Genomic DNA, 22367 nt, shown 5'->3' with positions numbered 1-22367 from the left:
CCGCGACACCACGCTAGTCGAGCTTGCCGATAGCGACGACCTGATCGCCGCCAACCAGCACCAGCGTGGCGTTCTGAGGCCAAGCTTGACGAAAAGAGCAGATATGCTGGCCTTTCCGCGAGGCTCAGAGCGCAATCCAGGCGGTCTTGAGGTCGACAAATTTCTCCAGCGCATGCAGCGACTTGTCACGGCCGAAACCGGACTGTTTGACGCCGCCAAGCGGCACGGTGATATCGGCTCCGCCATAGGTGTTGACGTGGACGACACCGGCGTTGATGGCGCGCACCATGCGATGGGCCGTGGAAAGATTGGCGGTCCACACCGCCGAGGCAAGCCCGTAGACAGTGGAGTTGGCGAGATGCACCGCCTCCTCCTCGGTCTCGAAGCGCATCACGCCGAGCACCGGTCCGAACACCTCCTCGCGCGCCAACTGCATCTCTTGCGTCACGTTCTCGAAGATCGTCGGCGCCATGTAGCTGCCGCCGGTCTCGGTCAGTATCCGTTCGCCGCCGGCGACGAGACGGGCGCCTTCGGCTTGCGCCATGGCGACGAAGCCGAGATTCTTGTCCAGCTGTTCGGCGCTCGATACCGCACCGATATCGCTGGCGAGATCGAGCGGGTCGCCGACCTTGAGCCGCGTGGTTGCCGAGACAAGTTCGTCCATGAAAAGATCATAGACCGACGACTGAACGAGCAGACGCGAGCCGGCAACGCAGACCTGGCCTGAATTGCGAAAGATGCCGTTGGCCGAGACGACCGCCGCCTGCTTCAGGTCCGGAGCGTCGGCAAAGACGATGTTGGGCGACTTGCCGCCAAGCTCGAGGAAGACCCGCTTCAAATTGGAACGGGCGGAGTATTCGAGCAGCCGCCGGCCGACCGGCCCCGATCCGGTAAAGGCGATGGCGTCGACATCCATATGGAGGCCAATCGCTTCGCCGGCGACAGCACCATGACCGGTAACGACGTTGAACACGCCTTCGGGAAGTCCAGCCTCGCTTGCGAGTTCGGCCAGCCGCAGCAAGGTCAGCGAGGCGATCTCCGGCGGCTTGACGACGACGCTGTTGCCGGTGGCCAGTGCGGGCGCAATCTTCCAGGCACCGATCATCAGCGGGAAGTTCCACGGCACGATGACGCCGACGACACCGAGTGGCTCCCTGTGGATCAGCCCGAGCACATTGTCGGCCGTCGGCGCGATCTCGCCATAGACCTTGTCGATCGCCTCGGCGTAGTAGCGGATGGTGCCGGCCGCCGACAGTGGCTCGGCCTTGTAGGCCATGCCGATCTCGGTGCCGTTGTCGCGCACGCCAAGCACGACCAGCTCGTCGACATGTTCTTCGATCAGCTCGGCAAATTTCGTCAGCACCTTCTTGCGAAAGGCAGGGGCGGCGCGCGACCATGAACCCTTCTCGAATGCTTTTCGCGCCGATCGGACCGCGCGATCGATGTCGGCGGCATTGCCGTCGGCGATGCTGGCAAAAGGGCGGCCGTCGATCGGCGAAATCACCGCCAGCGTCGCGCCGCTCGTCGCTGCGGCCTGTACGCCATCGATAAACAAGCCCCGATCGCCGATCTCCGTCTTGCGCAGAGCGTCGATGGCATTCTGGCTGATCATTGGTGGCGGACTCCCAGGGAAACATACAACGTGGTTGGCGCTCGGAATTCCCAGCCGCGAAACACCGGCACCTTGCCCGGCACCAGGCTGAGATCGGGGAAGCGCAGGAGCAGCAGCCTTAATGCAAGGCACATCTGCTCGCGCGCGAAAAACCGGCCCGAACAGAAATGATGACCAAAGCCGAAGGCGGCATGATTGCCTTCCCTGCGGTTGATGTCGAAGCGGTCTGGATCGGCAAAGCGGCTCTCGTCGCGGCTTGCCGAGGAGACAAGTGCAGCGACCGCGGCGCCGGCAGGGATCGTTACGCCGCCAAGCTCGACCGCCCGCGTCGTCTGCCGCGTCTGGGTGCCGATCGGCGCCACCCAGCGCAAGCCTTCATCGACAGCCCTGGGCACAAAGGTCTCGGGATCGGCGAGCACCTGCCGCAATTGTTCGGGATGCGCAAGCAGGCCGGCGAGGATCGAACCGGCACCATGTCCGGGCTCCTGCATGCCGCCAAGCAGGATGACCTTGATGCTTGGCATCAAGAAATCGATCGGCCGCGTCGTGCCTTCCGGCATGCCGTCATGCAGCATATGCGACAGCGCCGAGTCGTCGGGTGCGCGCGCCAGTCTATCCAGAGTCGGCCGGATGGCTGCGCCGACCTCGGCGCTGATCGCGTCGGCGATCTCTTGCCGCTTCGGGTCGTTCTCGAAATTGATGGCGCCCTGCGCAAGGCCATAGAACCAGCGGCGCAGCGTCGGCATGTCGATGTCGGCAAGGCCAAGCGAGCGCGCCAGGCTGAGCGTCGACACCGGCTCGAAATAATCCGCCATCAGCTCGGCGGAGCCTTGTTCGGCGATCCGGTCGAGAAAAGGTTCGGCAATCGACCGTACGAGATCGCCGGCATAGGCGGCGACGGTGCGCGGCCGGTATTTCGGATCGACGCCTTGGCGCAGCTGTCTGTGCGTTTCGCCGTCGGTGGTCAGGATGGTCGGCTTGCCGAACGAGCGTTCGACCGGAGACGTACCGACGACGGCGGAGAAGATGTCGGGTGACTTTGCGACGGTCTCGACGTCCTTCCAGCGGGTGACGAACCAGAGATTGACCGCCGGCACGAAAGCGACAGACGCGCTGCGCCGCAGTTCCGCATAGATCGGATACGGATCGGCTTCCAACGCCTCAACGGTGATGCTCTCGGCAAAGCTCAACGCCGGTACTCCCTTTGCGATGGAAAGGGGCGGCGCCGAACGCGCTACCCCCTTGTCCTTTGTCCTAGTCCTTCAGCGGCACGCCGAGATTTTCGAAGGCAACCGGATCCCGGCTCTTCAACGCACCGGCAAGCAGCAGGCCGACCACCGCGGCAATCAGCACCAGCCCCGGCAGGAACACGCCGAGGGAGCCGCTGGCGCCCGACAGGCCACCGAAATTAATGACGATCAGGTAGATGATGACGACGAAAGCGATGAAGGCCAGCCCAGGCAGGATGGTGGTCTTCAGCGCATTCTCCTGCGTCGACGGGTTGGCGCGGAAGTACATCACCACGGCGAGCGAGGCCACCGCCATCATGACGATGACTCCCAGCGTCGCGACATTGGTCAGCCAGGAAAACAGCGCCAGAACCGGATCGAGGCCGAGCACCGCGAACAGTCCGATGACGATCGCTGCCAACACGCTCTGGATGACGGAAGCAACATGCGGGCTCTGGTGCACTGAATGCGTCACGCCGATCGCTTCAGGCAACAGCTTCTCGCGGCCCGAGACGTAGATGTAGCGGGCAACCGCGTTGTGGAACGCCAGCACGCCGGCAAACAGGCTCGACACGAACAGGATGCCCATGGCGTGCGACAGCATGGTTCCGGCGTAGCGGTCGGACAGGCCGAACAGGAAAGTCGTCGGATCCTGAAGCGCCTGCAGTGCGGGCAACAATTTGTCGACGCCGGCGCCGACCGCCATCAGCCAGGCCGTGACCATGTAGAAGACGCCGATCAGCAACACTGAGAAATAGGTGGCGCGCGGAATCGTCACCTTGGGGTCGCGGGCTTCCTCGGCGTAGATCGTCGTCGCCTCGAAACCAATGAAGGCGGCGAAACAGAACAGGATGGCGATGGCGGGCGAGCCGCTGACGATCTGGCTCCAGCTGAACGGCGCCGCCGAGAGACCACTGTCGCCACCGGTCTTGAGGATGGCGAGGTCTAGCACCAGCACCACGATGTATTCGCACAGCACCAGCACCGTCAGGATCTTGGCCGACAGGTCGACCTGGCGGTAGCCCAACACCGCGACGATGGCGACGGCGATGAAGCTCCACACCCACCAGGGCAGGTCGATGCCCCAGCCGGCGAACAGGCCGGCGGTCGCGGCCCCCAGCAGGCCCATGACCCCGATCTGCATGGCGTTGTAGGACAGGATCGCGATGATTGCGGTTGCGCCGCCGGCAAAACCGCCGAGCCCGCGCGCGGCATAGGCATAGAAGGCGCCGGCATTGCCGACATGGCGCGACATGGCGACGTAGCCGACCGCAAACAGCAGCAGCAACACGGTCACGATAAGATAGGTTCCGGCAAAGCCCGCCCCATTGCCCATAAGCATGCCGAGCGGCGTGCCGCCGGCAACCGCGGTGAGCGGCGCCGCCGCCGAAATCACCATGAAGGTAATAGCGCCGACGCCAAGACTGTTCTTGCGCAGCCTGTTGACGGGCGCCTGTTCCGAAACTGCTGACATTTGTCCCTCCAGTTTTACGAACCCCTGGGTTCGCGGCCGCTCGGCCTGTTCCCTGAATGCCATCGGTTCATTATTTGAACCCTTATTTTGAATATAGACTTGCAAAGAATGCCGATGCCTGTCAAGTTAATTCACACATTAAGTTTCTATCCGAGCGGGAGGCTGGATGGGTACGGTCGGCAAGGCGATTTCACTTCTGGAGCTGTTCACGGTGGACGAGCCCGAGTTCGGACTTTCCGATCTCGCGCGGCGGTGTGCGTTCGACAAGGCGACGACGCGGCGGCGGCTGGTGGCGCTTGGCGGCCATGGTTTCGTCGAGCAGGATGCCGGCACGCGGCACTATCGCCTCGGCGCCGGCCTGTCGCGGCTGGCGCGTATCCGCGAAGCCTGCTTCCCGTTCCTGCAAACGGCAATTCCCGTGGCGCAGGATCTGGCGGGTTCGACAACCGAGACGGTGCATCTGTCGGAATTCGGCGTCGACAGACTGATCACCGTCCATGTCGAGCATTCAAGCTGGGCAAACAGGGTGAACATCGATATCGGCCAGCTTCTGCCGCTGCATTCCACCGCCTCCGGCATCGCCTATCTGGCTTTCGCCGACAACGCGACCGTGAAAGCATGCCTGACAGGTTCGCTTGAGGCCTTCACCGATCATACCCTCGTCGAGCCGGCCGCCATTTCAAAGTCGATCGGCGAGGCGCGCGACCGCGGCTATTCGATCTGCGACCAGGGCCATGAGGACGGCGTGATCGGCGTCGCGGCTGCAATCCGGGCCGCCGATGGTCTTGCGCTGGGGACAATTGCGGTGGCAGCCCCGAAGGCCAGGACGACACCGGCTACGATCGTGGAACGAGGGCTTGCGGTTGTGACCGCGGCACGGGAGATTTCGATGCGCCTCAATGGCGAAAACCTGCAAACCCTGAGGAGGCAGGCCTGATGTCTGCAGATATGGCGACGCCCCGAATCCTGGTCATCGGCACGGGCGACACCAAGACCGACGAACTGCTGTTCATGAAAGCGTGTATCGAGGTATCCGGTGGCCGCGCCGTGATGATGGATGTCAGCGTGCTAGGCGCCCCCGCCTATAGTCCCGATCACGACAAGCATGCCGTTGCGCGGGCCGCTGGCGTGACGATGGCCGAAATCGTCTCGAGCGGCGACGAAAACACCGCCATGACATTGATGGCCGTCGGCGCCGTTCAGCTGGTGCGCCAGCTTCACCAGCGCGGCGAGATCGACGCCTTCATCGCCATCGGTGGTTCGATGGGAACCGATTTGGCGCTCGATGTCGCGCTGTGCCTGCCGCTCGGCGTGCCGAAATTCGTCGTCTCGACCATCGCCTACTCGCACCTCATTCCGCCCGAGCGTGTCGCGCCCGACCTGATGATGATCCTGTGGGCAGGCGGGCTCTACGGCCTCAACACCATCTGCAAGCTGGTCCTTTCCCAGGCCTGCGGCGCGGTCGTCGGTGCGGCGAAGATCGTGCTTGCATCCCGTGCTTCCGCCACGGCGGTCGGGCCGACCATCGGCATGACTTCGCTGGGCAGCAGTTGCCTGCGCTATATGAAGACGCTGAAGCCGGCGCTGGAGCGGCGCGGCTATGACGTCGCAGTCTTTCACACCACCGGGATGGGCGGCCGGGCCTTCGAATCGATCGCCAGCCAGGACCATTTCTGCGCGGTGTTCGACTTCAGCCTGCAGGAGATCACCAATCATCTTGCCGGTTCGGTCGTCAGCTCCGGCGCCGACCGGCTGGAGAATGCCGGCGCCCGCGGCATTCCGCAGATCGCAGCCCCTGGCGCCGTGGACATGGTCGACTTGCCGACCTGGCAGGCGCTGCCGACAAAGTTCGCGCAGCGGCCATTCCATGCTCATAACAGGTTGATCGGCTCGATCACCGTCGATGCCGCCGACCGCCGTGAAGTCGCCAGGACCATCGCCGCCAAGCTCGGTGCGTCGAAGGGGCGCTCCGCTTTCATCCTGCCCTCCGGCGGCATCCAGGAATGGGATGCGCAGGGCGAGCCGCTGTACGAACCCGAAGCCCTCGCGGCGTTCACCGATGAGATGCGCAAGGCCATTCCCGCCGGCGTCGAGTTCCACGAGATCGACGCCCACATCAACAGCGACGAGTTCGTCGGCAAGGCGCTCGAAATCTTCGACCGCTGGGTCGAGGAAGGCATCATCCCGCGCGGCATGCCGGCCAAGGGAGTGGCTGCGTGAGCGCTGTTCCTGCCCAGGCGCTCGTCCTCGATTTCGGCGGCGTCGTCACCCGGACCCTTTTCGAGACCCATGCCTTGACCGAACAGGCGCTCGGCCTCGCGCCGGGAACGCTGCAATGGCACGGGCCTTTCGACCCGGATTCAGATCCGCTGTGGCGCTCCATGCAGGCCGACGAGATCAGCGAGCGCGATTATTGGCGCACCCGCACCAGCGAAGTCGGCCGGCTCGTCGGCGAGGACTGGCAGGCGATGGAGACATTCGTCCAGCGCGCACGCGGAGCCGAGCCGGAAAAGATCGTGCGGCCCGAAGCCGTCCGCGCCATCCGGACCGTGCATGCGGCGGGATTTCGCCTGGCGATCCTGTCCAACGAGCTAGATCTGTTCTATGGCGCCGGCTTCCGTCAGCGGCTGCCGCTGCTCGAGCTGTTCGACACCATCGTCGACGCCACCTATACCCGCATCCTCAAGCCCGATCCGCGCGCCTATGCCTTGGTGACCGAGGCGCTCGGCCTGCCTGCCGGCGCCTGTGTGTTCGTTGACGACCAGCAGCGCAATGTCGATGGCGGCCGTGCCGCCGGCATGCGCACCGTTCATTTCGACGTCGCGCGGCCGGCACTTTCCTATGCCGAGGCCCTCGGCCATTTCGACCTCATCTCCTGAGACATTTGCGGAGCCTTGCGATGCGCGACATCAATTTCCTCACCGAGAAAAACGCCAAGCCGATCTGGCATCCGATGGCACACCCGGCCGAGATGCGGGCCAACCCGCCAAAGGTGATCATGAAAGGCGAAGGCGTGATGGTCACCGACATCGACGGCAACACCGTGCTCGATGCGGTTGGCGGACTGTGGAACGTCAATCTCGGCTACTCCTGCGACCCGATCAAGAAGGCCATCGCCGACCAGCTCAGCGCCCTGCCCTACTATTCCGGGTTTCGCGGCACGTCGACCGGCCCGTCGATCGAGCTCGCTTACGAACTCAGCGAATGGTTCGAACCGGAAGGCATGGTGCGGACCTTCTTCACCTCGGGCGGCTCGGATTCGGTCGAAACCGCACTGCGGCTCGCCCGCCAATACTGGAAGATCCGCGGCCAGGGCGACCGGACAAAATTCCTCGCGCTGAAGAAGGGCTATCACGGCACCCATTTCGGTGGCGCGTCAGTCAACGGCAACGCCAATTTCCGCCGCAACTATGAGCCGCTTATGCCCGGCGTCTTCCACATTCCCGCACCCTGGACCTTCCGCAATCCGTTCGATGAGACCGATCCGGCGCGGCTGGCCAAACTGTGCGCCAAAGCGCTGGAGGATGAGATCGCCTTCCAGGGCGGCGACACCATTGCCGCCTTCATCATGGAGCCGGTTCTCGGCGCCGGCGGCGTCATCGTTCCGCATGACAGCTTCATGCCGCTGGTGCGCGAGATATGCGACCGCCACGAAATCCTGCTGATCGCCGACGAGGTGGTCACGGGCTTCGGTCGCACCGGCGCCTGGTCGGGTTCGCGGCTATCCGGCGTGAAGCCGGATTTCATGACCATCGCCAAGGCGATCACCTCGGGCTATTTCCCGCTCGGCGCCACCTTGATCGGCGCCAAGGTCGCCGACGTCTTCGAGGCCGACAAGACCAGCTTCGGGGCGATCGGTCATGGCTATACCTATTCCGGCCATCCTGTCGGCTGCGCGGCAGGGGTGGCTGCACTTGCCGAGACCAAACGGCTTCGCCTGGACGAGAACGCAGCCGCGCGCGGCATCGAGCTGGCGGCGATGCTGGAGGGGCTAAAAGCCAAGCACGCGATCGTCGGCGACATCAGGTACAAGGGCCTGATGGCTGCGCTAGAGCTGGTCTCCGATCGCACGACGAAAAAGCCGGTGGACAAGAAGACCATGGCCGTGGTTTCGGAAGCCACTTATGACGCCGGCGTCATGCTGCGCGTGTCCGGCAACAACATCATCCTGTCGCCGCCGCTGATCATCGGCGCCGCCGACGTGGCAAAGATCGGCGAGGCCATCGATGCAGGTCTGTCGAGGGCCTGATGGACCCGCTGACGCAATGGAGTTTGGTACGCAATGACCCAATCTGAGAAGAACCCGAGCGAGGAAGCGCTCGTCAAGCGGCGTGCCCGCCTGCTCGGCGCGAAATCGCAATTGTTCTACGACGAGCCCGTGCACCTGGTGCGCGGCGAAGGCGTCTGGCTCTACGATGCCGACGGCCGCAAGTATCTCGATGCCTACAACAACGTCGCCCATGTCGGCCATTGCCACCCGCATGTGGTCGAGGCCTTGTGCCGTCAGGCAAGCCTGCTCAACACCCACACACGCTATCTGCACACCGCAATTCTCGACTATGTCGAGCGGCTGACGGCGACCTTCAATGCAAGCCTCGCCACCGCAATCCTGACCTGCACCGGCAGCGAGGCCAACGACATCGCGCTGCGCATGGCGCAGGCCGCCTCCGGCAATATGGGCATCATCGCCACCGACGCCACCTATCATGGCAACACGACGGCGGTTTCGCAGCTGAGCACGCGCATGCCTCCGATCCGCGGCCGCGCCCCCCATGTCAGGCTGGTGCCGGCCCCCGACAGCTATCGCCATCCCGATGCGATGGCCAATGGCAAGGCCTTTGGCGACGCCGTGCGTCAAGCGATCGCCTCGCTCGCACAGGATGGCATTGGCCTGTCTGGCATCATCTTGTGTCCGCTGCTCGCCAATGAAGGTTTCCCGGCTCTGCCCACCGGATTTTTCGACGACGCCTTGGGGGCCGTGCGCGAAGCCGGTGGTCTGGTCATCGCCGACGAAGTGCAGCCCGGCTTCGGCCGCACCGGCAGCCATTTCTGGGGCCATCAGCGCGCCGGCTTCGTCCCCGACATCGTCACCATGGGCAAGCCGATGGGCAATGGCCATCCGATCGCGGCCGTGGTCACCACCAAGGAGATACTGGCGACCTTCCGCGACGCTTTCCGCTACTTCAACACCTTTGGCGGCAACCCGGTCTCCTGCGCGGTCGCCAATGCCGTCCTCGACGTCATCGAACAGGAAAACCTTGTCGCCAACGCGCAAGACGTCGGCGCCTATGCGCTCGGCCTGCTGCGCCCGCTGGCCGACCGGCATGAGTGCATCGGCGAGGTCAGGGGCGCCGGACTGTTCTTCGGCGCCGAACTGGTCCACGACCGCGACACGCGCGAACCGGCGCCCGACATTGCCGAGCAGGTCGCCAACCGCATGCGTCATCGCGGCGTGCTGATGGGCAAGACCGGCATCCACGGCAATGTGCTCAAGATCCGCCCGCCCATGCCGTTCTCGCGCGACAATGCCGATTTCCTGATCGGCCTGCTGGACGAGGTGCTGGGTGAAGTCGGCGGAGTGCCGGCGTGAATTCTGTTTGCACCCAATCCGAGCCCGAAACGGCAGCCGATGTCACGGAGCTCGCCAAGCGTGCGCTCGAACATTGGGGCGCCCGCAATTCTGAGCCGGAACTTCTGAAGCACCGCGAGAACGCCGTCTTCCGCGTGCGGCTGCCGGACGGCCAGCCGGCAGCCATGCGCATCCACCGGCTCGGCTACCACACGGACGCCGCGCTGCGTTCGGAACTGCAATGGATGGGCTTCCTGCAATCCGCCGGCGTCGCCACGCCGTCTTGCGTCGCAACACAGGCCGGCGATCCGTTCGTGCTTGTCAGCACGGCCACCTCGGCGCAGCCCCGGCAGGCCGATTGCCTGAGTTGGCTGGAGGGGCGCGCCGTGGGCGCACGCGGCGTGCCACTGGTCTACACGCCCGACCAGTCGGTCCAGATCTTCACGGCGATCGGGCGGACCATCGCCCATATGCACAATGTCACTGCCTCGTGGACGCCGCCCGCGGGCTTCGTCCGCCATGCCTGGGACTTCGACGGCTTCTTCGGTGCGAACCCGGTCTGGGGCCGGTTCGAGACCTCGCCCTTTCTCGATGGTCCTCGCCGCGCGCTGGTCTTGCAGGCGCGCGACAAGGCAGTGAAGGCGCTGTCGGAACATGAGCGCAGCGCGCGCAATTTCGGCATCATCCACGCCGATCTGGTGCGCGAAAATGTGCTCATCCATGACAGCGCGGTGCGCATCATCGATTTCGACGATTGCGGCCATGGCTGGCACATGTACGACCTTGCCGTCGCCCTCTACCAGAACCGCGAGGAGGCGATCTACCCGCTGATCGAAACCGCTTTGCTTGACGGCTACCAGGAAGAGCGTGCGCTGATCCCGCAGGACATCGCCGCATTGCCTCTATTCGCCGCCTTGCGTGCCTTCGCGTTTCTTGGCTGGGTGCAAAGCCGCGTCGAAGGCGACATCACCAGGGATGTCGGCTTGCGGATGTCGACCATCGCAGCCGATGTGGTGATTGACTACCTGCGCGGCGAACAGCCCAACTGACGAGCCGATGAGAGCCGTCAGCTCTTGGCGAAATGGATACTGACCGTTCCCGAGCTGCCGAAGTCGGCGACGATGGTATCGCCGGGCCGCGCCTCGACCGGGCGCACAAACGATCCGGACAGCACCACCTCGCCGGCCGCGATGGACATGCCGTAGCGGGCGAGCCTGTCCGCCAGCCAGGCAATGCCCATCGCCGGATGGTTGAGCACGCCGGCGCCAAGCCCGGTCTCCTCGACCTCCGCATTGCGCGAGACGATGGCGCCGATCCAGCGCATATCGGCTTCATCGGGTCGTTGCGGCCGGCCGCCGATGACAATGCCGGCATTGGCGGCGTTGTCGGAAATCGTATCGAAGAAAGTGCGCGCCTTCTTTGTCTCGGCATTGACGCGTTCGATGCGCGTGTCGAGGATTTCGAGCGCCGGCGTGATATAATCGGTGGCGTTGAGCACGTCGAAGATGGTCACGCCTGGGCCCCTCAGCGGCGCCTTCATGACGAAGGCTATCTCGGCCTCGACGCGCGGCTGGATGAAGCGGCCGACGGGTATCGTCGCGCCGTCGTTGAAGAACATGTCGTCGAACAGCACGCCCGAATCCGGCGTGTCGATGGCGAGCGCATATTGCATCGCCTTCGATGTCAGGCCGATCTTCCAGCCCTTCGGGGTCAGCCCGGCATCGGTCTTGCGTTTCACCAGCGCTGCCTGGACGCGATAGGCATCCTCCATCGTCGCGTCGGGAAAATCGAGGCTGAGCAGACGGATCTGGCGGCGCGAACGCTCGGCTTCGAACAGCCTTGCCGCGGCATCTTCAGCTTGCTCGGGGGTCACGATGCTACCTCGTCGACGACGCCGTTGCGGAGCACGCCGATGCCGTCGGCTTCGACTTCGATCACGTCGCCCGGCTTCAGCCAGATCGGCGGGTCGAAGCGGGCGCCGGCGCCGGTCGGCGTACCGGTGACGATGAAATCGCCTGGCACCAGCGTGGTGAAGGTGGAGACATAGGAGATGATCTTGCGGAACGAGAAGATCATCCGGCTGGTGCGGTCCTGCTGGCGCAATTCGCCATTGACGCGGGTGGTCAGCGCGATGTCGGCAATCTGCGCCTCGTCGGTGAACGGCACCAGCCACGGACCGAGCGAGCCGGTGCGGTCGAAATTCTTGCCCTGCGTGACGTTGAACTTGGCGTGCCGTACCCAATCGCGAATGGTGCCTTCGTTGCACAGGGATAGTGCCGCGATATGGTCAAGCGCATCCCTCTCGGCGATGCGTCGTCCACCCTTGCCGATGACGATGACGATCTCGCCCTCATAGTCCAGCTGCGGCGATTCCGGCGGCCGCACCAGCGGCGCGTCGTGGCCGACGAAGGAGCGGGGGAAGCGGATGAACAGCGATGGGTTGGAAGGCGCGGCCTGGCCGTCCTTGTACTCTTCGTTGCGGTCCGGGTAGTTGACGCCGACGCAGATGATCTTTTCCGGCGACGGCACAGGGATTTCATAAGCGATGGCGCCGACTGGAAAATCGACGGCGTAGGCTTCGGCCTCTTCCGCCAGCCGCCGTAGCACGCCGGCCTCGATCACTTCGCGCAGCGTCGGCCACTGGCTGTGCCGCGCCGACAGGTCGACGACGCCCTTATCTGTGACCACGCCATAGCGCGTGTTGCCGCCGACGGTGAAGGTGGCGAGCCGCCCATGTGCAGTCATCCCGGTCTCCGTCAGGTTCGCGTCTGTGGTCACGGTGCGATGATCGGCGATGCCGTCAAATCCGGTTGGCGTGCGGCCGCGCCGGCAAAGGTGCTGCCCTCCTCGAACCAGCTTTTCGGCGCCGGCGCGCCCCATAGCGTCTGGCGCTGCGGGTCCTTGAGGTCCCATTTGATCGGCTCCAGATCCGGATCGACCGTCTGGTAGTCCGAGCAGTAGATCTCGATGCGGTGATTGTCCGGGTCGCGGACATAAAGGAAGAAGGCGTTGGAAATGCCATGCCGGCCTGGGCCGCGCTCGATGTTTGCGAGGTAACCGGTCGTCGCCATCAGATCGAGCAGGTCGATGATGTTGAGCGGTGTCGGCACCCAGAAGGCGACGTGATGCAGGCGCGGACCCACACCGTTGGTGAAGGCGATGTCGTGGACACCGCCCTTGCGGTGCGTCCAGGCCGCCCACAGCTTTCCGCTACTGGCATCCTCGGTGTATTCGGTGACGCGGAAGCCAAGCTCGTTGTAGAAGGCGACGGACTCGTCGACATTGGGCGAGAAGCAGTTGAAGTGGTCGATGCGCAGCGGCTTCACGCCCTTGTAGAGCGCATATTTCTGATGAATCGGCGGCAGCCTTTCCATTTGGGCAAAGAACTCGAGCGGAATGCCGTGCGGGTCGCGGGTGCGGAAGGTGCGCGACTGGTACGGTCGCTCGACCCACTCGACCGGCAGGCCTTTTGCCTTGAAGAAATGCTCGGCCTTGTCGAGATCCTCATCCGAAAACACCTTGAAGCCGAGATCGCGGGCTTCGGCGCTGCCGGCCTTCTTCAGCACGATGCAGTGGTGTCCGCGCTCTTCCAGGGCCCTTAGATAGATGGCGTCCGATGTCTCGTCGGTAACCTGCAGGCCAAGCGTGTCGACATAGAAGGCGCGGGATTTCGCAAGGTCGGTGACCGCCAGTTCGACATGGCTGAGGCGCACGATGTTGAAGGCGGGATAGAGGTTTGGTTTGGGCAGTGGCATGCGATGTCCTCCGGTCAGCCGCCGAGCTTCTGGATCGTGTGCGCTGAAGTGGCGAAGGCGATGTTCTTCGTCTCCATGTAGAAATCGAAGGAATGGTCGCCGCCGTCGCGGCCGATGCCGGAATTCTTGACGCCGCCGAACGGCGTCGGCAAATGCCGCACATTCTCCGAATTGACCCAGATCATGCCGGCGTCCAGCGCATCGGTGAAGCGGAAGGCGCGGGTAACATCCGACGTCCAGAGATAGCCGGTCAGGCCGTATTGGGTGTCGTTGGCCAGCGCCAGCGCTTCGGCCTCGTCCTTGAAGGAAATGGCGGTCAGCACCGGCCCGAAAATCTCTTCCTGGGCAATGCGCATCCTGTTGGTGGCGCCGGTAAACAGCGTCGGGCTGACATAGCAGCCACCGCCCGGACCGGCGAACTTGCCGCCGCCGGCGGCTACCACCGCGCCTTCCGATTTGCCGATCTCGATAAAGGAAAGCACCTTTTCCTCGTGCACCGGATGGATCAGCGGACCAACCACCGTTTTGGGATCGAGCGGATGGCCAACCTTGATGCGCTTTGCCTTCTCCGCAACCAGATCCGTGAATGTGTCGTAGACCGAGGCTTCGACCAGAAGCCGCGACGATGAGGTGCAGCGTTCGCCGTTGAGCGAGTAGATCATGAACACGGCCGCATCCGCCGCACGTTCGAGATCGGCGTCGGCGAAGACGATCACCGGGTTCTTCCCGCCCAGTTCGAAATGCACGCGCTTCAGCGTATCGGCGCCCTGTTTCATGATCATCGAGCCGGTGCGGCTCTCACCGACAAAACCGATCGCCTTGATGTCAGGGTGCTCGGTCAGCGCCTTGCCGGCGTGCTCGCCGAGGCCGTTGACCAGGTTCCACACGCCTTTCGGCAGGCCGGCCTCCTCGGCGATCTCGACCAGCAGGCGAGCGGTCAGCGGCGAAAATTCGGCCGGCTTGTGGACGACGGTGCAGCCTGCCGCCAGCGCCGGCGCGATCTTCCATGTCGACAGCATGAACGGCGTGTTCCATGGCGTGATGATGCCGACCGGGCCGATCGGCACGCGCGTGGTGATGTTGACCTGGCCTGTCGTGCGCAGCGTCTCGCCGTCGCGCGCTTCCGGCGCGCGGTCGGCGAAGAAGCGGAAATTCTCGGCGCCGCGCAGCGCGGCCTTGGCCATGAATTTCAGCGCCTGGCCGGTGTCCATGCACTCGACGAAGGCGATCTCCTCGGCGCGCGCTTCGATCGCATCGGCTATCTTGTGCAGCAGCTTCTTGCGCCCGTCGCCCGGCATGGCGGCCCAAGGCGGGAACGCCGCCTTTGCCGCCTTGGCGGCGCGGTCGATATCGGCGGCACTGCCACGCGCGACCTTGGCCAGCGGCTTGAGATCGACCGGCGACATGGTCTCGAAGGTCGAGCCATCCACCGCCGGCACCGCTTCGCCGCCGATCTGGTTCAGCACGCCGTCGCGCTTGAAACGGGCCAGATAGGCCTCGGCCTTTTTCAGATTGCCTTCGAGGTCGGACATATCAGCTTCCGTCACTTGCCGCGCAGTCGCGCGTGGATTGCATTTTTCTTCCAGCTCAGGACCGGATCGATTTCCCTGATCTCCAGGGAAAGAGCGAAATGCGGGGTCTCGAACAGGGGGGCGAGGTATTCGCTCACGGCGGAGAAGACCGCCTCCCCGGTTCGTTTCTTGTCCTCGGCACTGCGGCCGGTTCCAATGCGAAACGACATGTCGAGAAAGGCGTTTTCCGGTAAGCTGTCGGCGATCGCATAGGCCTCCGCGCGGAAGGCCCGCACCCGCACCGCGCCGGTTTCAAACAGCCCGGTGCCGAGCACGGTGCGCAACACCAGCGCGCACAATTCGCTCATGTCGACCTTGGCATCGAGGTTGGCCGAATACTCGATGGAAAAGTGAGGCACCGCGTCTCGTTCCCCGGATTGTTCCACTGCTGTAGTTAACGCGTTAATTACATGCAGCATCACTGAAGTCAAGCCTTGCATCCAAGTTGAGGCGACGATACGGGATGGAAAGGTCAGGTTTTGGCGTGCGGTCCCGCCGACCGCCCGCATCATTGGGGACGCTGCTTCTTGCTGCCTGAAAACACCCGTCGTTCTCTGCCGATGGCGCTGCTCCATGCCCGCGAAGTGGTGATGGCGCGGTTTCGTCCAATGCTGGCGGCGCATGATGTGACCGAACAGCAATGGCGCGTGCTGCGCGTTCTGAGCGAGGCCGGCCCTGTCGAGGCGACGGAACTTGCCGATCGCGCTTCGGTGCTGCCGCCCAGCCTGACACGCATCATCAAGACGCTCGAGGGCCGAAAATTCATCACCCGCAACAAGGCGGAAGGCGATGGCCGCCGTGTCGTGCTGACGATCGCCCCGGCGGGTTCCGCCCTGATCGATGCCTTGTCGCCGGAACGCCTCGTCATCTACCGCGACATCGAACAGCGCTTCGGACATGAGAGGCTCGAGCAATTGCTCGATCTGCTGGAGAGCCTGATCGCCGGCGAGATCTGATTGCTGCGGCTCAGCCGCCAAAGCTGCCAAGCCGCGTCGGCTGCGTGTAATTGCGGTCGACATAGAGCAAGGCCGAGCCGCCGCTGCCGTGCCTGACGTCGATAACGCGGCCGATCATGACATTATGCGTGCCGACGATGTGCACATCCTCGATCTCGCAATCGAAATTGACGATCGCATCGGACAGCGCCGGCGTCCCCGAGGTCAGCGTTTGCCAGCGCGCCGCCGAATAGCGTGCCTCCATGTCCCTGGTCGCGCCGGCGAACTTGCCGGCCAGGTGCATATGGTCATGCGTCAGCACGTTGACGCAGAAGCGCCGGTTGGCGAGGAACATGGCCGCCTGCGCCGAGCGTCCGTTCATGCACACCAGCAGTGTCGGAGGTTCGTCCGACACACTGCACATGGCGGTGGCGGTGAAGCCGCCGCGCCCGGCCGGGCCATCTGTCGTGACGATGTTGACCGGCGCGCAGACCCTTGCCATGGCGTCGCGGAAATCGGCCTTCGAAATCTGCGTGGCCATCTGACATCACCCAGCCGATGAAGCGAGCGGATTGAGCCAGGTATCTCCCGTCCAGCCATTCTCGTCATAGTCGGCCATGCAGGTATCGACCAGTTCTTCCATGGCCTTCAGCCGGCCGCCGCGTTCGGCGCCCTTCAGCACCTGCAGCCGCACCTCTTCCGGCGCACCGGCATAGTTGAGTTCGTAGAGCGCGTGGCGGCCGCCGAACTCGGTGCCGGTCGCGTCCCACAACAGTTTCATGATCTTGATGCGCTCGACATGGCCCATGTCGTTGGAACCGCGCACATACTGCGCGAGGTATTTGTCGATCTCGGGATTGTTGAAGTCGCGCACCGATGACGGCAGGTAGATCAACCCAGAAGCGATCACCCGGCGCACCGTGTCGATGACGCGCGGATAGGCTTCCGACATGAAAGTCCGGTAGGCAAGGGCTGCTTCCAGGTTGGGCAGGACAGCGCCATTCGCCCAGGGGATCGGATTGTAGGCCATGGCGTTGGAGAAACTCCAGAACATGTGCCTGAGCGCGATCACCTCGCCCAGCGCCGCCTGGTTGCCGCGGAAGGCATCGCCGCCGGTGGCGCGCAGCGCCTTTGCCAGCAGGCCGGCGAGGAAGTCGAGCTTGACGGCAAAGCGTGTGCAGCCCTGGAAGCAATAGCCATGCATGAAGCCCGAAGCCGGATGGAAGGACAGGATTTTCTGCGCCTCGCGCAGCACCAGCACGTCCTCCCAGGGGATGAAGACATTGTCGAGCACCAGGATGGCATCGTTCTCGTCGAAGCGCGACGACAACGGATAGTCGAACGGAGCCGCCGCCGTGTTGGCCGTCTGCTCATAGGAGACGCGGCAGAACATCTTTACCCCCGGCGCATTCATCGGCACGATGAACATGACCGACAGCGACGGATCTTCGGTGACCGTCGCCGAACTCTGCGCCAGGAAATTGTAGTGGGTCAGCGCCGAGGACGTCGCCACCACCTTGGCGCCGGAGACATAGATGCCGGCGTCGGTCTCCTTGGTGATGTGGACGAAGACATCCTTCACCTGTTCGGCCGGCTTGTGGCGGTCGATCGGCGGGTTGACGATGGCGTGGTTCATGAACAGCACGGCTTCCTGCGCACGCTTGTGCCAGGCGAGCGCATTGTCCTTGAACGGGCCGTACCAGTCGGCATTGGCGCCGAGCGTGTTCATCAGTGCCGCCTTATAATCGGGCGTGCGGCCCATCCAGCCATAGGACATGCGTGACCACTCGGCGATCGCGGTCTGCTGGGCCGCGAGTTCGCCGGAGGATTTGGCGACGCGGAAATATTTGTGGGTGTAGCCGCCCGAACCGGTATCGGTAGGCGAGGTCAGCGTGCCCTGCCGCTTGGGATCGTGCAGCGCATCATAGAGGCGCGCCAGCGACCGCACCGAATTGCGCATCGCCGGATGGGTGGTGACATCGGCAATGCGCTCGCCGTTGATGTAGACCTCGCGGCCGTCGCGCAGGCTCCCCATATACTCGGCCCCGGTGAACGGGCGCCCATTGTCGGCACGAAAGTCTTCCGATCGCATGATGTTCCTCCACTTATGGCATCAACTCTAGCGCTCCTGGCAAGGATCGGTTAGGACGTAACGGCAAAACCGATTGGACTTTTTCCGGCGCCATGAGCCTCAATTCCATTCCTGATTTCTTTGTCTATGGCGAGCCGGTGCGGCCGCTCGATGTCGGCTTCCTGCATGTCGAGACGGTGCTTGCGCGCAGCAATATTCATCTCGGCCAGGTTGCCGCGCACAAGCATCCGCAAATGGGCCAGATCACCTACTGGACCAGCGGCTCCGGCACCTACCGCATCGAAGACCAATCCTGGGACTTTTCGGCACCGGCCGTCAGCTTCGTGCCGAGCACCATCGTGCATGGCTTCTCGATCGGGCCCGGCACCGACGCCATCGTCGTTTCGGTCGCCGATGATGCGCTTGCGGCAATAGCCGCTCACAGCCTGCTGCCATTGGACCGGCCGGTCTTTGCCGATAGCCTTCCTCAGCACGTCGCGTGGAAAAGGCTTGCGGCGGTGCTGGAGATGATCGCCACGGAATATGCCGAGGCGCAGGCCGGGAGTGACAAGACCCTGCCGGCGCTGATTGCCGTCGCGCTCTCGCAGATCGCGCGCCTTGGTCCCGAGGTGAAGGATGCCACCGGTTCTTCCGATGCTGCATTGGCGCGCGGCTTGCGCCGTCTGGTCGATGCGCATTTCCGCGACAACTGGCCCGTCGACCGCTACGTCGAGGCGCTGGCCACGACACCGCATCTTCTCGACAAGGCCGCCCATAGGGTGCTTGGCAGCGGCGTCAAGCGACTCATCAGCGAGCGACGGTTGCTGGAGGCCAAGCGCTTGCTGCTGTTCACCGTGCGCACCGTCGAGGACATCGCCTACGAAATCGGCTTCGACGATCCGGCCTATTTCTCACGCTTCTTCCGGGAGCGGGTTGGCCAGGCGCCCGCCGCCTGGCGCCGCGCGCAGCTGGGGCAGAGTTGAAGCTTCCGCGCCGGCCAGGATCAGGCGTTTGGGCCGACACGCCGGCCAGGCACGGCGCCGCCGAGTTGATCCACCTGTTGATAGGTGTTGCCGCGCAGCATCACCCCCCGCACGGCGCGCGCATCGAGATTGATGTCGCCGCGAAACTTGCTGGTGTTTTTTGTCGCTTCCATACGGTTCGTTATTTGAACCACCATTTTATGTGCTATGAGCGGACTGCAAGGTGGATTGGCTTCCGTCCCATGCGAAGTATCTTGAGGATGCACGATGAGCACAGTCGGCAAAGCGATATCGCTGTTGGAACAGTTCACGCTCGGCGAACCGGAGATCGGCCTGTCCGAGCTCGCCCGCAAAACCGGCCTCGACAAGGCGACGGCGCGGCGCCTGCTGATGGCGCTGGCCAACCACCGCTTGATCGAACAGGAGCCGGCAAGCCGCCGCTACCGGCTCGGCGCCGGCCTGTCGCGGCTGGCCCGCTTTCGCGACGCGCATTTTCCCTTCGTGCGCGTGGCAGCACCTGTGGTTCGCGAGCTGGCGCTGGAAACCGGCGAGACGGTGCATCTGTCGGAATTCAGCGCCGGCGCACTGCTGACGGTCCATGTCGAGCTGTCGGCAAAGGCCAACCGGGTCAATGTCGATGTCGGCCAGGTGCTGCCCTTGCACGGCACCGCCTCCGGCATCGCCTTTCTCGCCGCTTCGCCTCGGGGAGCGGCCGAGGCCTATGTCGACAAGCCGTTGCCGACCTTCACGCCACACACGGTGACGCAGCCCGACAGGCTGATGAAGGCGATCCGGCTTGCCGCCAAGCGCGGCTATTCCTCGAGCTCCCAAGGCTATGAAGAAGGCGTGCACAGCATAGCCGCGGCAATCCTCGGCTCCGATGGCCGTCCTCTCGGTGCGCTCGCGGTGGCCTCGCCTGTGTCACGCGCCGATGACAGCATGGCGGCCAGCCAGGGCGAAGCGGTGATCAAGGCGGCGCGGCTGATTTCAGCGCGCCTGGCCGGCGAAGCCTGACATCTCTACCGTCGCAGGGGAGATGATTAGCGGGTTAAGTTCCCAGCGGCGCACCGGCCTTGCCGCGACACCGGAACGCTTCGTCTGGGCATGCGGCTGGAGCGCAGCAAGGAAGAATTGTTGTCGCCCGCCCGAGCGTCGCCCACGATCTCGGAAATCGCCTTTGCTTGCGGGTTCAATTCGAGTGCGCATTTTTCGCGCGCGTTCGAGAGCCGGTACGATGTGGCCCGCGCGGGAGTTGCGCCAGAGGCTGAGGGCGGGTGCATTAAGGGGTGGGCCGTTTGCCGGATCTCGGAGAGCGCCCTAGCTCGCCGAAAGCCGGCATCCGGCAGCAAGTTCTACATATTGGCAGCGGTTGGCCGCACGATCACTTCGTTGACGTCCACGCCATCGGGTTGATCAAGCGCAAAACGGATCGCCCGTGCAATGGCGTCCGGTGTGAGCGACTTCTGCCGCCATTCTTTCAGAGCCGTGGCGACCTGAGGATCGCTGATATCGTCGCCTAGTTCGGTTGCGGTCACTCCGGGGGAGATGATCGTGGCGCGGATGTCGTCATGCTCCTGCCGCAGCCCCTCGGTGATTGCCCAGACGGCATATTTCGTGCCGCAATAGACCGCCGCGGTGGGCAGCACGATATGCGCACCGACCGAGGCGACATTGACGATATGCCCATTCTTCTGGGCGACGAAGCGCGGCAGCACCGCGGCGATCCCGTTCAGCACGCCGCCGATGTTGACATTGATCATGCGAGACCACTCATCGCGCTTCAGCGCGGCAAGCGGCGACAGCGGCATGACGCCGGCATTGTTGACCAGCACATCGATCTGCCCGAATTCGGCATGAGCGGCATCGGCAAAGGCGTCGAAATTCGCCGCGTCAGTCACGTCGAGTTCGCGCCACGCGACGCCTTTGCCTATTTCTGCGGCCAGCGCCTTGAGCCGCTCGGTGCGGCGGGCCCCGATGAACAGTCTGGCGCCGGCACCGGCAAGTTCCCGAACCGTCGCTTCGCCGATGCCGCTGGAGGCGCCGGTGATGAGTACAACCTTGTCTTTAAGTCCCGTCATGATCGTTCCTTTTTCGCTGCGGTGACGGGGAGATAGATGGCGGCGAACCGGCAAAGGGCGGTAGCGTGATCGTCCAAAGAGTTTGCACGATCCTCGAAATGAACTCGAAATGCCTTGCAACATTTCGCGCCATGAAGATTTATGCGGCATGGAGAAAATCAATGAACTCGCCGAGCTGATCACCCGCTTTGCGCCGAAATCTGGCATGGCCGGCACTGCGGTGCCGCGGCTGTCGCTCATTCGCGCCAACCAGCCAGTGCACCCGTGCCTGCGGTCTACGAGGCGTCGCTTTGCATAATCGCCCAAGGATCGAAGCGCGTCTCGCTGGCCGACCAGAGCGTGGTCTATGACGCATCGAGCTACCTGCTCGTCTCGGTCGACCTGCCGCTGGTCGGGCATGTGTTGGAGGCGAGCCCGGCGGCGCCCTACCTCTGTTGCAAGATAGATTTTGATTCCACCGCGCTGGCCGAACTGCTTGTGAAAGAAGGACGTGCATCCCCCAGCAGGGATCTGCCGGTGTTAGCTGCCTATCCAAGTGACCCCGACCTGATTGATGCCGCCTGTCGGCTTGTCAGGCTGCTCGATCGCCCCGAGAGCATCACCGTGCTGGCGCCGCTGATCGAACGCGAAATCCTTTACCGGCTCCTCGCCGGACCGCACGGTGACACGCTTCGCCAGATGGCGTCGGTGGACAGCCACCTGAACCAGGTCAGCCGCGCCATCGCCACGATCCGCAATCATTTCCAGGCACAACTGCGCATCGAAGAGATTGCGGCGGCATCAGGCATGAGCGCGTCGTCCCTTCATGCCCATTTCAAGGCGATTACGCGCATGACCCCGCTCGAATACCAGAAGCAGCTGCGCCTGCAGGAGGCGCGAAGGATTATGCTTGCCGGCGGCGTAAACGCAGGCACGGCCGGGTTCGCGGTGGGCTATGACAGCCCTTCGCAGTTCAGCCGAGAATATCGTCGCCTGTTCGGTGCGCCGCCCCGGAAAGATATTCACCGCCTTCAGGCGACACCCAGTTCGGCTGCGGCTTATTGAGTTTTCCGAGCGGCATGCGCCAGCGATGGCTGGTCAGGAGCCAGCC

General features: G+C 63.8%; 23 protein-coding genes. 11 read left to right on the top strand and 12 right to left on the bottom strand.

The features are described 5' to 3' along the window. Positions 1–124: 124 nt before the first annotated feature. The 3 genes from NKK52_RS01295 to NKK52_RS01285 form a co-directional block, all read right to left on the bottom strand. Positions 125–1612 carry an aldehyde dehydrogenase gene (locus NKK52_RS01295; protein WP_023682701.1) on the bottom strand — a complete coding sequence of 496 codons (1488 nt, stop codon included), beginning with the start codon at positions 1610–1612 and terminating at the stop codon, positions 125–127. Then, positions 1609–2802, bottom strand: coding sequence for a cytochrome P450 (locus NKK52_RS01290; RefSeq protein WP_023682702.1), 1194 nt, complete (start codon positions 2800–2802; stop codon positions 1609–1611). Before NKK52_RS01290 ends, NKK52_RS01295 begins: the two co-directional genes overlap by 4 nt. Positions 2803–2866: 64 nt before the next feature. Next, complete coding sequence (locus tag NKK52_RS01285) at positions 2867–4315, bottom strand: APC family permease (RefSeq protein WP_023682703.1); 1449 nt, start codon at positions 4313–4315, stop codon at positions 2867–2869. 166 nt (positions 4316–4481) lie between these two features. On the opposite strand from NKK52_RS01285, the gene NKK52_RS01280 reads away from it, so the two are divergent. Genes NKK52_RS01280 through NKK52_RS01255 form a run of 6 tightly spaced genes read left to right on the top strand, consistent with a single transcriptional unit; the run spans position 4482 to position 10933 of the window. Beyond that, entirely contained in the window at positions 4482–5252 is a 771-nt protein-coding gene (locus NKK52_RS01280; protein WP_023682704.1) for an IclR family transcriptional regulator, read from the top strand. Next, positions 5252–6535 (top strand): Tm-1-like ATP-binding domain-containing protein, encoded by a 1284-nt coding sequence (locus NKK52_RS01275; protein ID WP_023682705.1) that lies wholly within the window; start codon positions 5252–5254, stop codon positions 6533–6535. Before NKK52_RS01280 ends, NKK52_RS01275 begins: the two co-directional genes overlap by 1 nt. Next, positions 6532–7194: an HAD family hydrolase gene (locus NKK52_RS01270; protein ID WP_023682706.1), complete on the top strand. Its 663-nt coding sequence runs from the start codon at positions 6532–6534 to the stop codon at positions 7192–7194. Before NKK52_RS01275 ends, NKK52_RS01270 begins: the two co-directional genes overlap by 4 nt. A 20-nt stretch (positions 7195–7214) precedes the next feature. Next, entirely contained in the window at positions 7215–8564 is a 1350-nt protein-coding gene (locus NKK52_RS01265) for an aminotransferase class III-fold pyridoxal phosphate-dependent enzyme (protein WP_023682707.1), read from the top strand. 33 nt (positions 8565–8597) lie between these two features. Then, entirely contained in the window at positions 8598–9905 is a 1308-nt protein-coding gene (locus NKK52_RS01260; RefSeq protein ID WP_023682708.1) for an aminotransferase class III-fold pyridoxal phosphate-dependent enzyme, read from the top strand. Continuing rightward, positions 9902–10933: a phosphotransferase enzyme family protein gene (locus NKK52_RS01255; protein WP_023682709.1), complete on the top strand. Its 1032-nt coding sequence runs from the start codon at positions 9902–9904 to the stop codon at positions 10931–10933. The genes NKK52_RS01260 and NKK52_RS01255 overlap by 4 nt, the downstream gene beginning before the upstream one ends. A gap of 17 nt (positions 10934–10950) precedes the next feature. On the opposite strand, the gene hpaH is transcribed toward NKK52_RS01255, so the two are convergent. The 5 genes from hpaH to NKK52_RS01230 are packed head-to-tail and all read right to left on the bottom strand — an operon-like array spanning position 10951 to position 15569. After that, the gene (gene hpaH / locus NKK52_RS01250) at positions 10951–11760 is read right to left on the bottom strand and encodes a 2-oxo-hept-4-ene-1,7-dioate hydratase (RefSeq protein ID WP_023682710.1); all 810 of its coding nucleotides are present in this window, start codon (positions 11758–11760) and stop codon (positions 10951–10953) included. Beyond that, on the bottom strand, positions 11754–12629 hold the full coding sequence (locus NKK52_RS01245; protein WP_023682711.1) for a fumarylacetoacetate hydrolase family protein: 876 nt from the start codon (positions 12627–12629) through the stop codon (positions 11754–11756). Before NKK52_RS01245 ends, hpaH begins: the two co-directional genes overlap by 7 nt. Before the next feature lie 29 nt (positions 12630–12658). Continuing rightward, a complete protein-coding gene (gene hpaD, locus NKK52_RS01240; RefSeq protein WP_023682712.1) occupies positions 12659–13639 on the bottom strand; it encodes a 3,4-dihydroxyphenylacetate 2,3-dioxygenase in 981 nt (326 codons plus the stop codon). A gap of 14 nt (positions 13640–13653) precedes the next feature. Continuing rightward, entirely contained in the window at positions 13654–15171 is a 1518-nt protein-coding gene (hpaE, locus tag NKK52_RS01235; RefSeq protein WP_023682713.1) for a 5-carboxymethyl-2-hydroxymuconate semialdehyde dehydrogenase, read from the bottom strand. A gap of 11 nt (positions 15172–15182) precedes the next feature. Then, entirely contained in the window at positions 15183–15569 is a 387-nt protein-coding gene (locus NKK52_RS01230; RefSeq protein ID WP_023682714.1) for a 5-carboxymethyl-2-hydroxymuconate Delta-isomerase, read from the bottom strand. Positions 15570–15770: 201 nt separating this feature from the next. Here NKK52_RS01230 and hpaR point away from each other — a divergent pair, with 201 nt between their 5' ends. Continuing rightward, positions 15771–16166 (top strand): homoprotocatechuate degradation operon regulator HpaR, encoded by a 396-nt coding sequence (hpaR, locus tag NKK52_RS01225; protein WP_245263081.1) that lies wholly within the window; start codon positions 15771–15773, stop codon positions 16164–16166. A gap of 10 nt (positions 16167–16176) precedes the next feature. Here hpaR and NKK52_RS01220 read toward each other — a convergent pair whose 3' ends face one another. Both NKK52_RS01220 and NKK52_RS01215 read right to left on the bottom strand, forming a co-directional pair. Then, positions 16177–16686, bottom strand: coding sequence for a flavin reductase (locus NKK52_RS01220; protein ID WP_023682716.1), 510 nt, complete (start codon positions 16684–16686; stop codon positions 16177–16179). Positions 16687–16692: 6 nt separating this feature from the next. After that, positions 16693–18237: a 4-hydroxyphenylacetate 3-hydroxylase N-terminal domain-containing protein gene (locus NKK52_RS01215; protein WP_023682717.1), complete on the bottom strand. Its 1545-nt coding sequence runs from the start codon at positions 18235–18237 to the stop codon at positions 16693–16695. Positions 18238–18329: 92 nt separating this feature from the next. On the opposite strand from NKK52_RS01215, the gene NKK52_RS01210 reads away from it, so the two are divergent. Further along, a complete protein-coding gene (locus NKK52_RS01210) occupies positions 18330–19199 on the top strand; it encodes a helix-turn-helix domain-containing protein (protein WP_023682718.1) in 870 nt (289 codons plus the stop codon). A 20-nt stretch (positions 19200–19219) separates the two neighbouring features. Here the strand turns inward: NKK52_RS01210 and NKK52_RS01205 are convergent, their stop codons facing one another. Next, positions 19220–19372, bottom strand: coding sequence for a hypothetical protein (locus NKK52_RS01205; protein WP_023682719.1), 153 nt, complete (start codon positions 19370–19372; stop codon positions 19220–19222). Between the two features lie 94 nt (positions 19373–19466). On the opposite strand from NKK52_RS01205, the gene NKK52_RS01200 reads away from it, so the two are divergent. Both NKK52_RS01200 and NKK52_RS01195 read left to right on the top strand, forming a co-directional pair. Beyond that, positions 19467–20213, top strand: a complete 747-nt coding sequence (locus NKK52_RS01200) for an IclR family transcriptional regulator (protein ID WP_023682720.1) — start codon at positions 19467–19469, stop codon at positions 20211–20213. 90 nt (positions 20214–20303) lie between these two features. Next, positions 20304–20612, top strand: a complete 309-nt coding sequence (locus NKK52_RS01195) for a helix-turn-helix domain-containing protein (protein WP_084633926.1) — start codon at positions 20304–20306, stop codon at positions 20610–20612. Here the strand turns inward: NKK52_RS01195 and NKK52_RS01190 are convergent. Then, positions 20552–21277 carry an SDR family oxidoreductase gene (locus NKK52_RS01190; RefSeq protein WP_023682721.1) on the bottom strand — a complete coding sequence of 242 codons (726 nt, stop codon included), beginning with the start codon at positions 21275–21277 and terminating at the stop codon, positions 20552–20554. The two genes, NKK52_RS01195 and NKK52_RS01190, sit on opposite strands and share 61 nt — an antisense overlap. Positions 21278–21541: 264 nt before the next feature. Here NKK52_RS01190 and NKK52_RS01185 point away from each other — a divergent pair, with 264 nt between their 5' ends. Next, on the top strand, positions 21542–22321 hold the full coding sequence (locus tag NKK52_RS01185) for an AraC family transcriptional regulator (protein ID WP_245263071.1): 780 nt from the start codon (positions 21542–21544) through the stop codon (positions 22319–22321). The last annotated feature ends 46 nt before the right edge of the window (positions 22322–22367 follow it).

It is taken from the genome of Mesorhizobium sp. C277A (assembly GCF_040324395.1).
Classification (GTDB): domain Bacteria; phylum Pseudomonadota; class Alphaproteobacteria; order Rhizobiales; family Rhizobiaceae; genus Mesorhizobium.
Note: the sequence above shows the minus strand (reverse complement) of the source record. Positions and strands in the feature narration are given on the sequence as shown.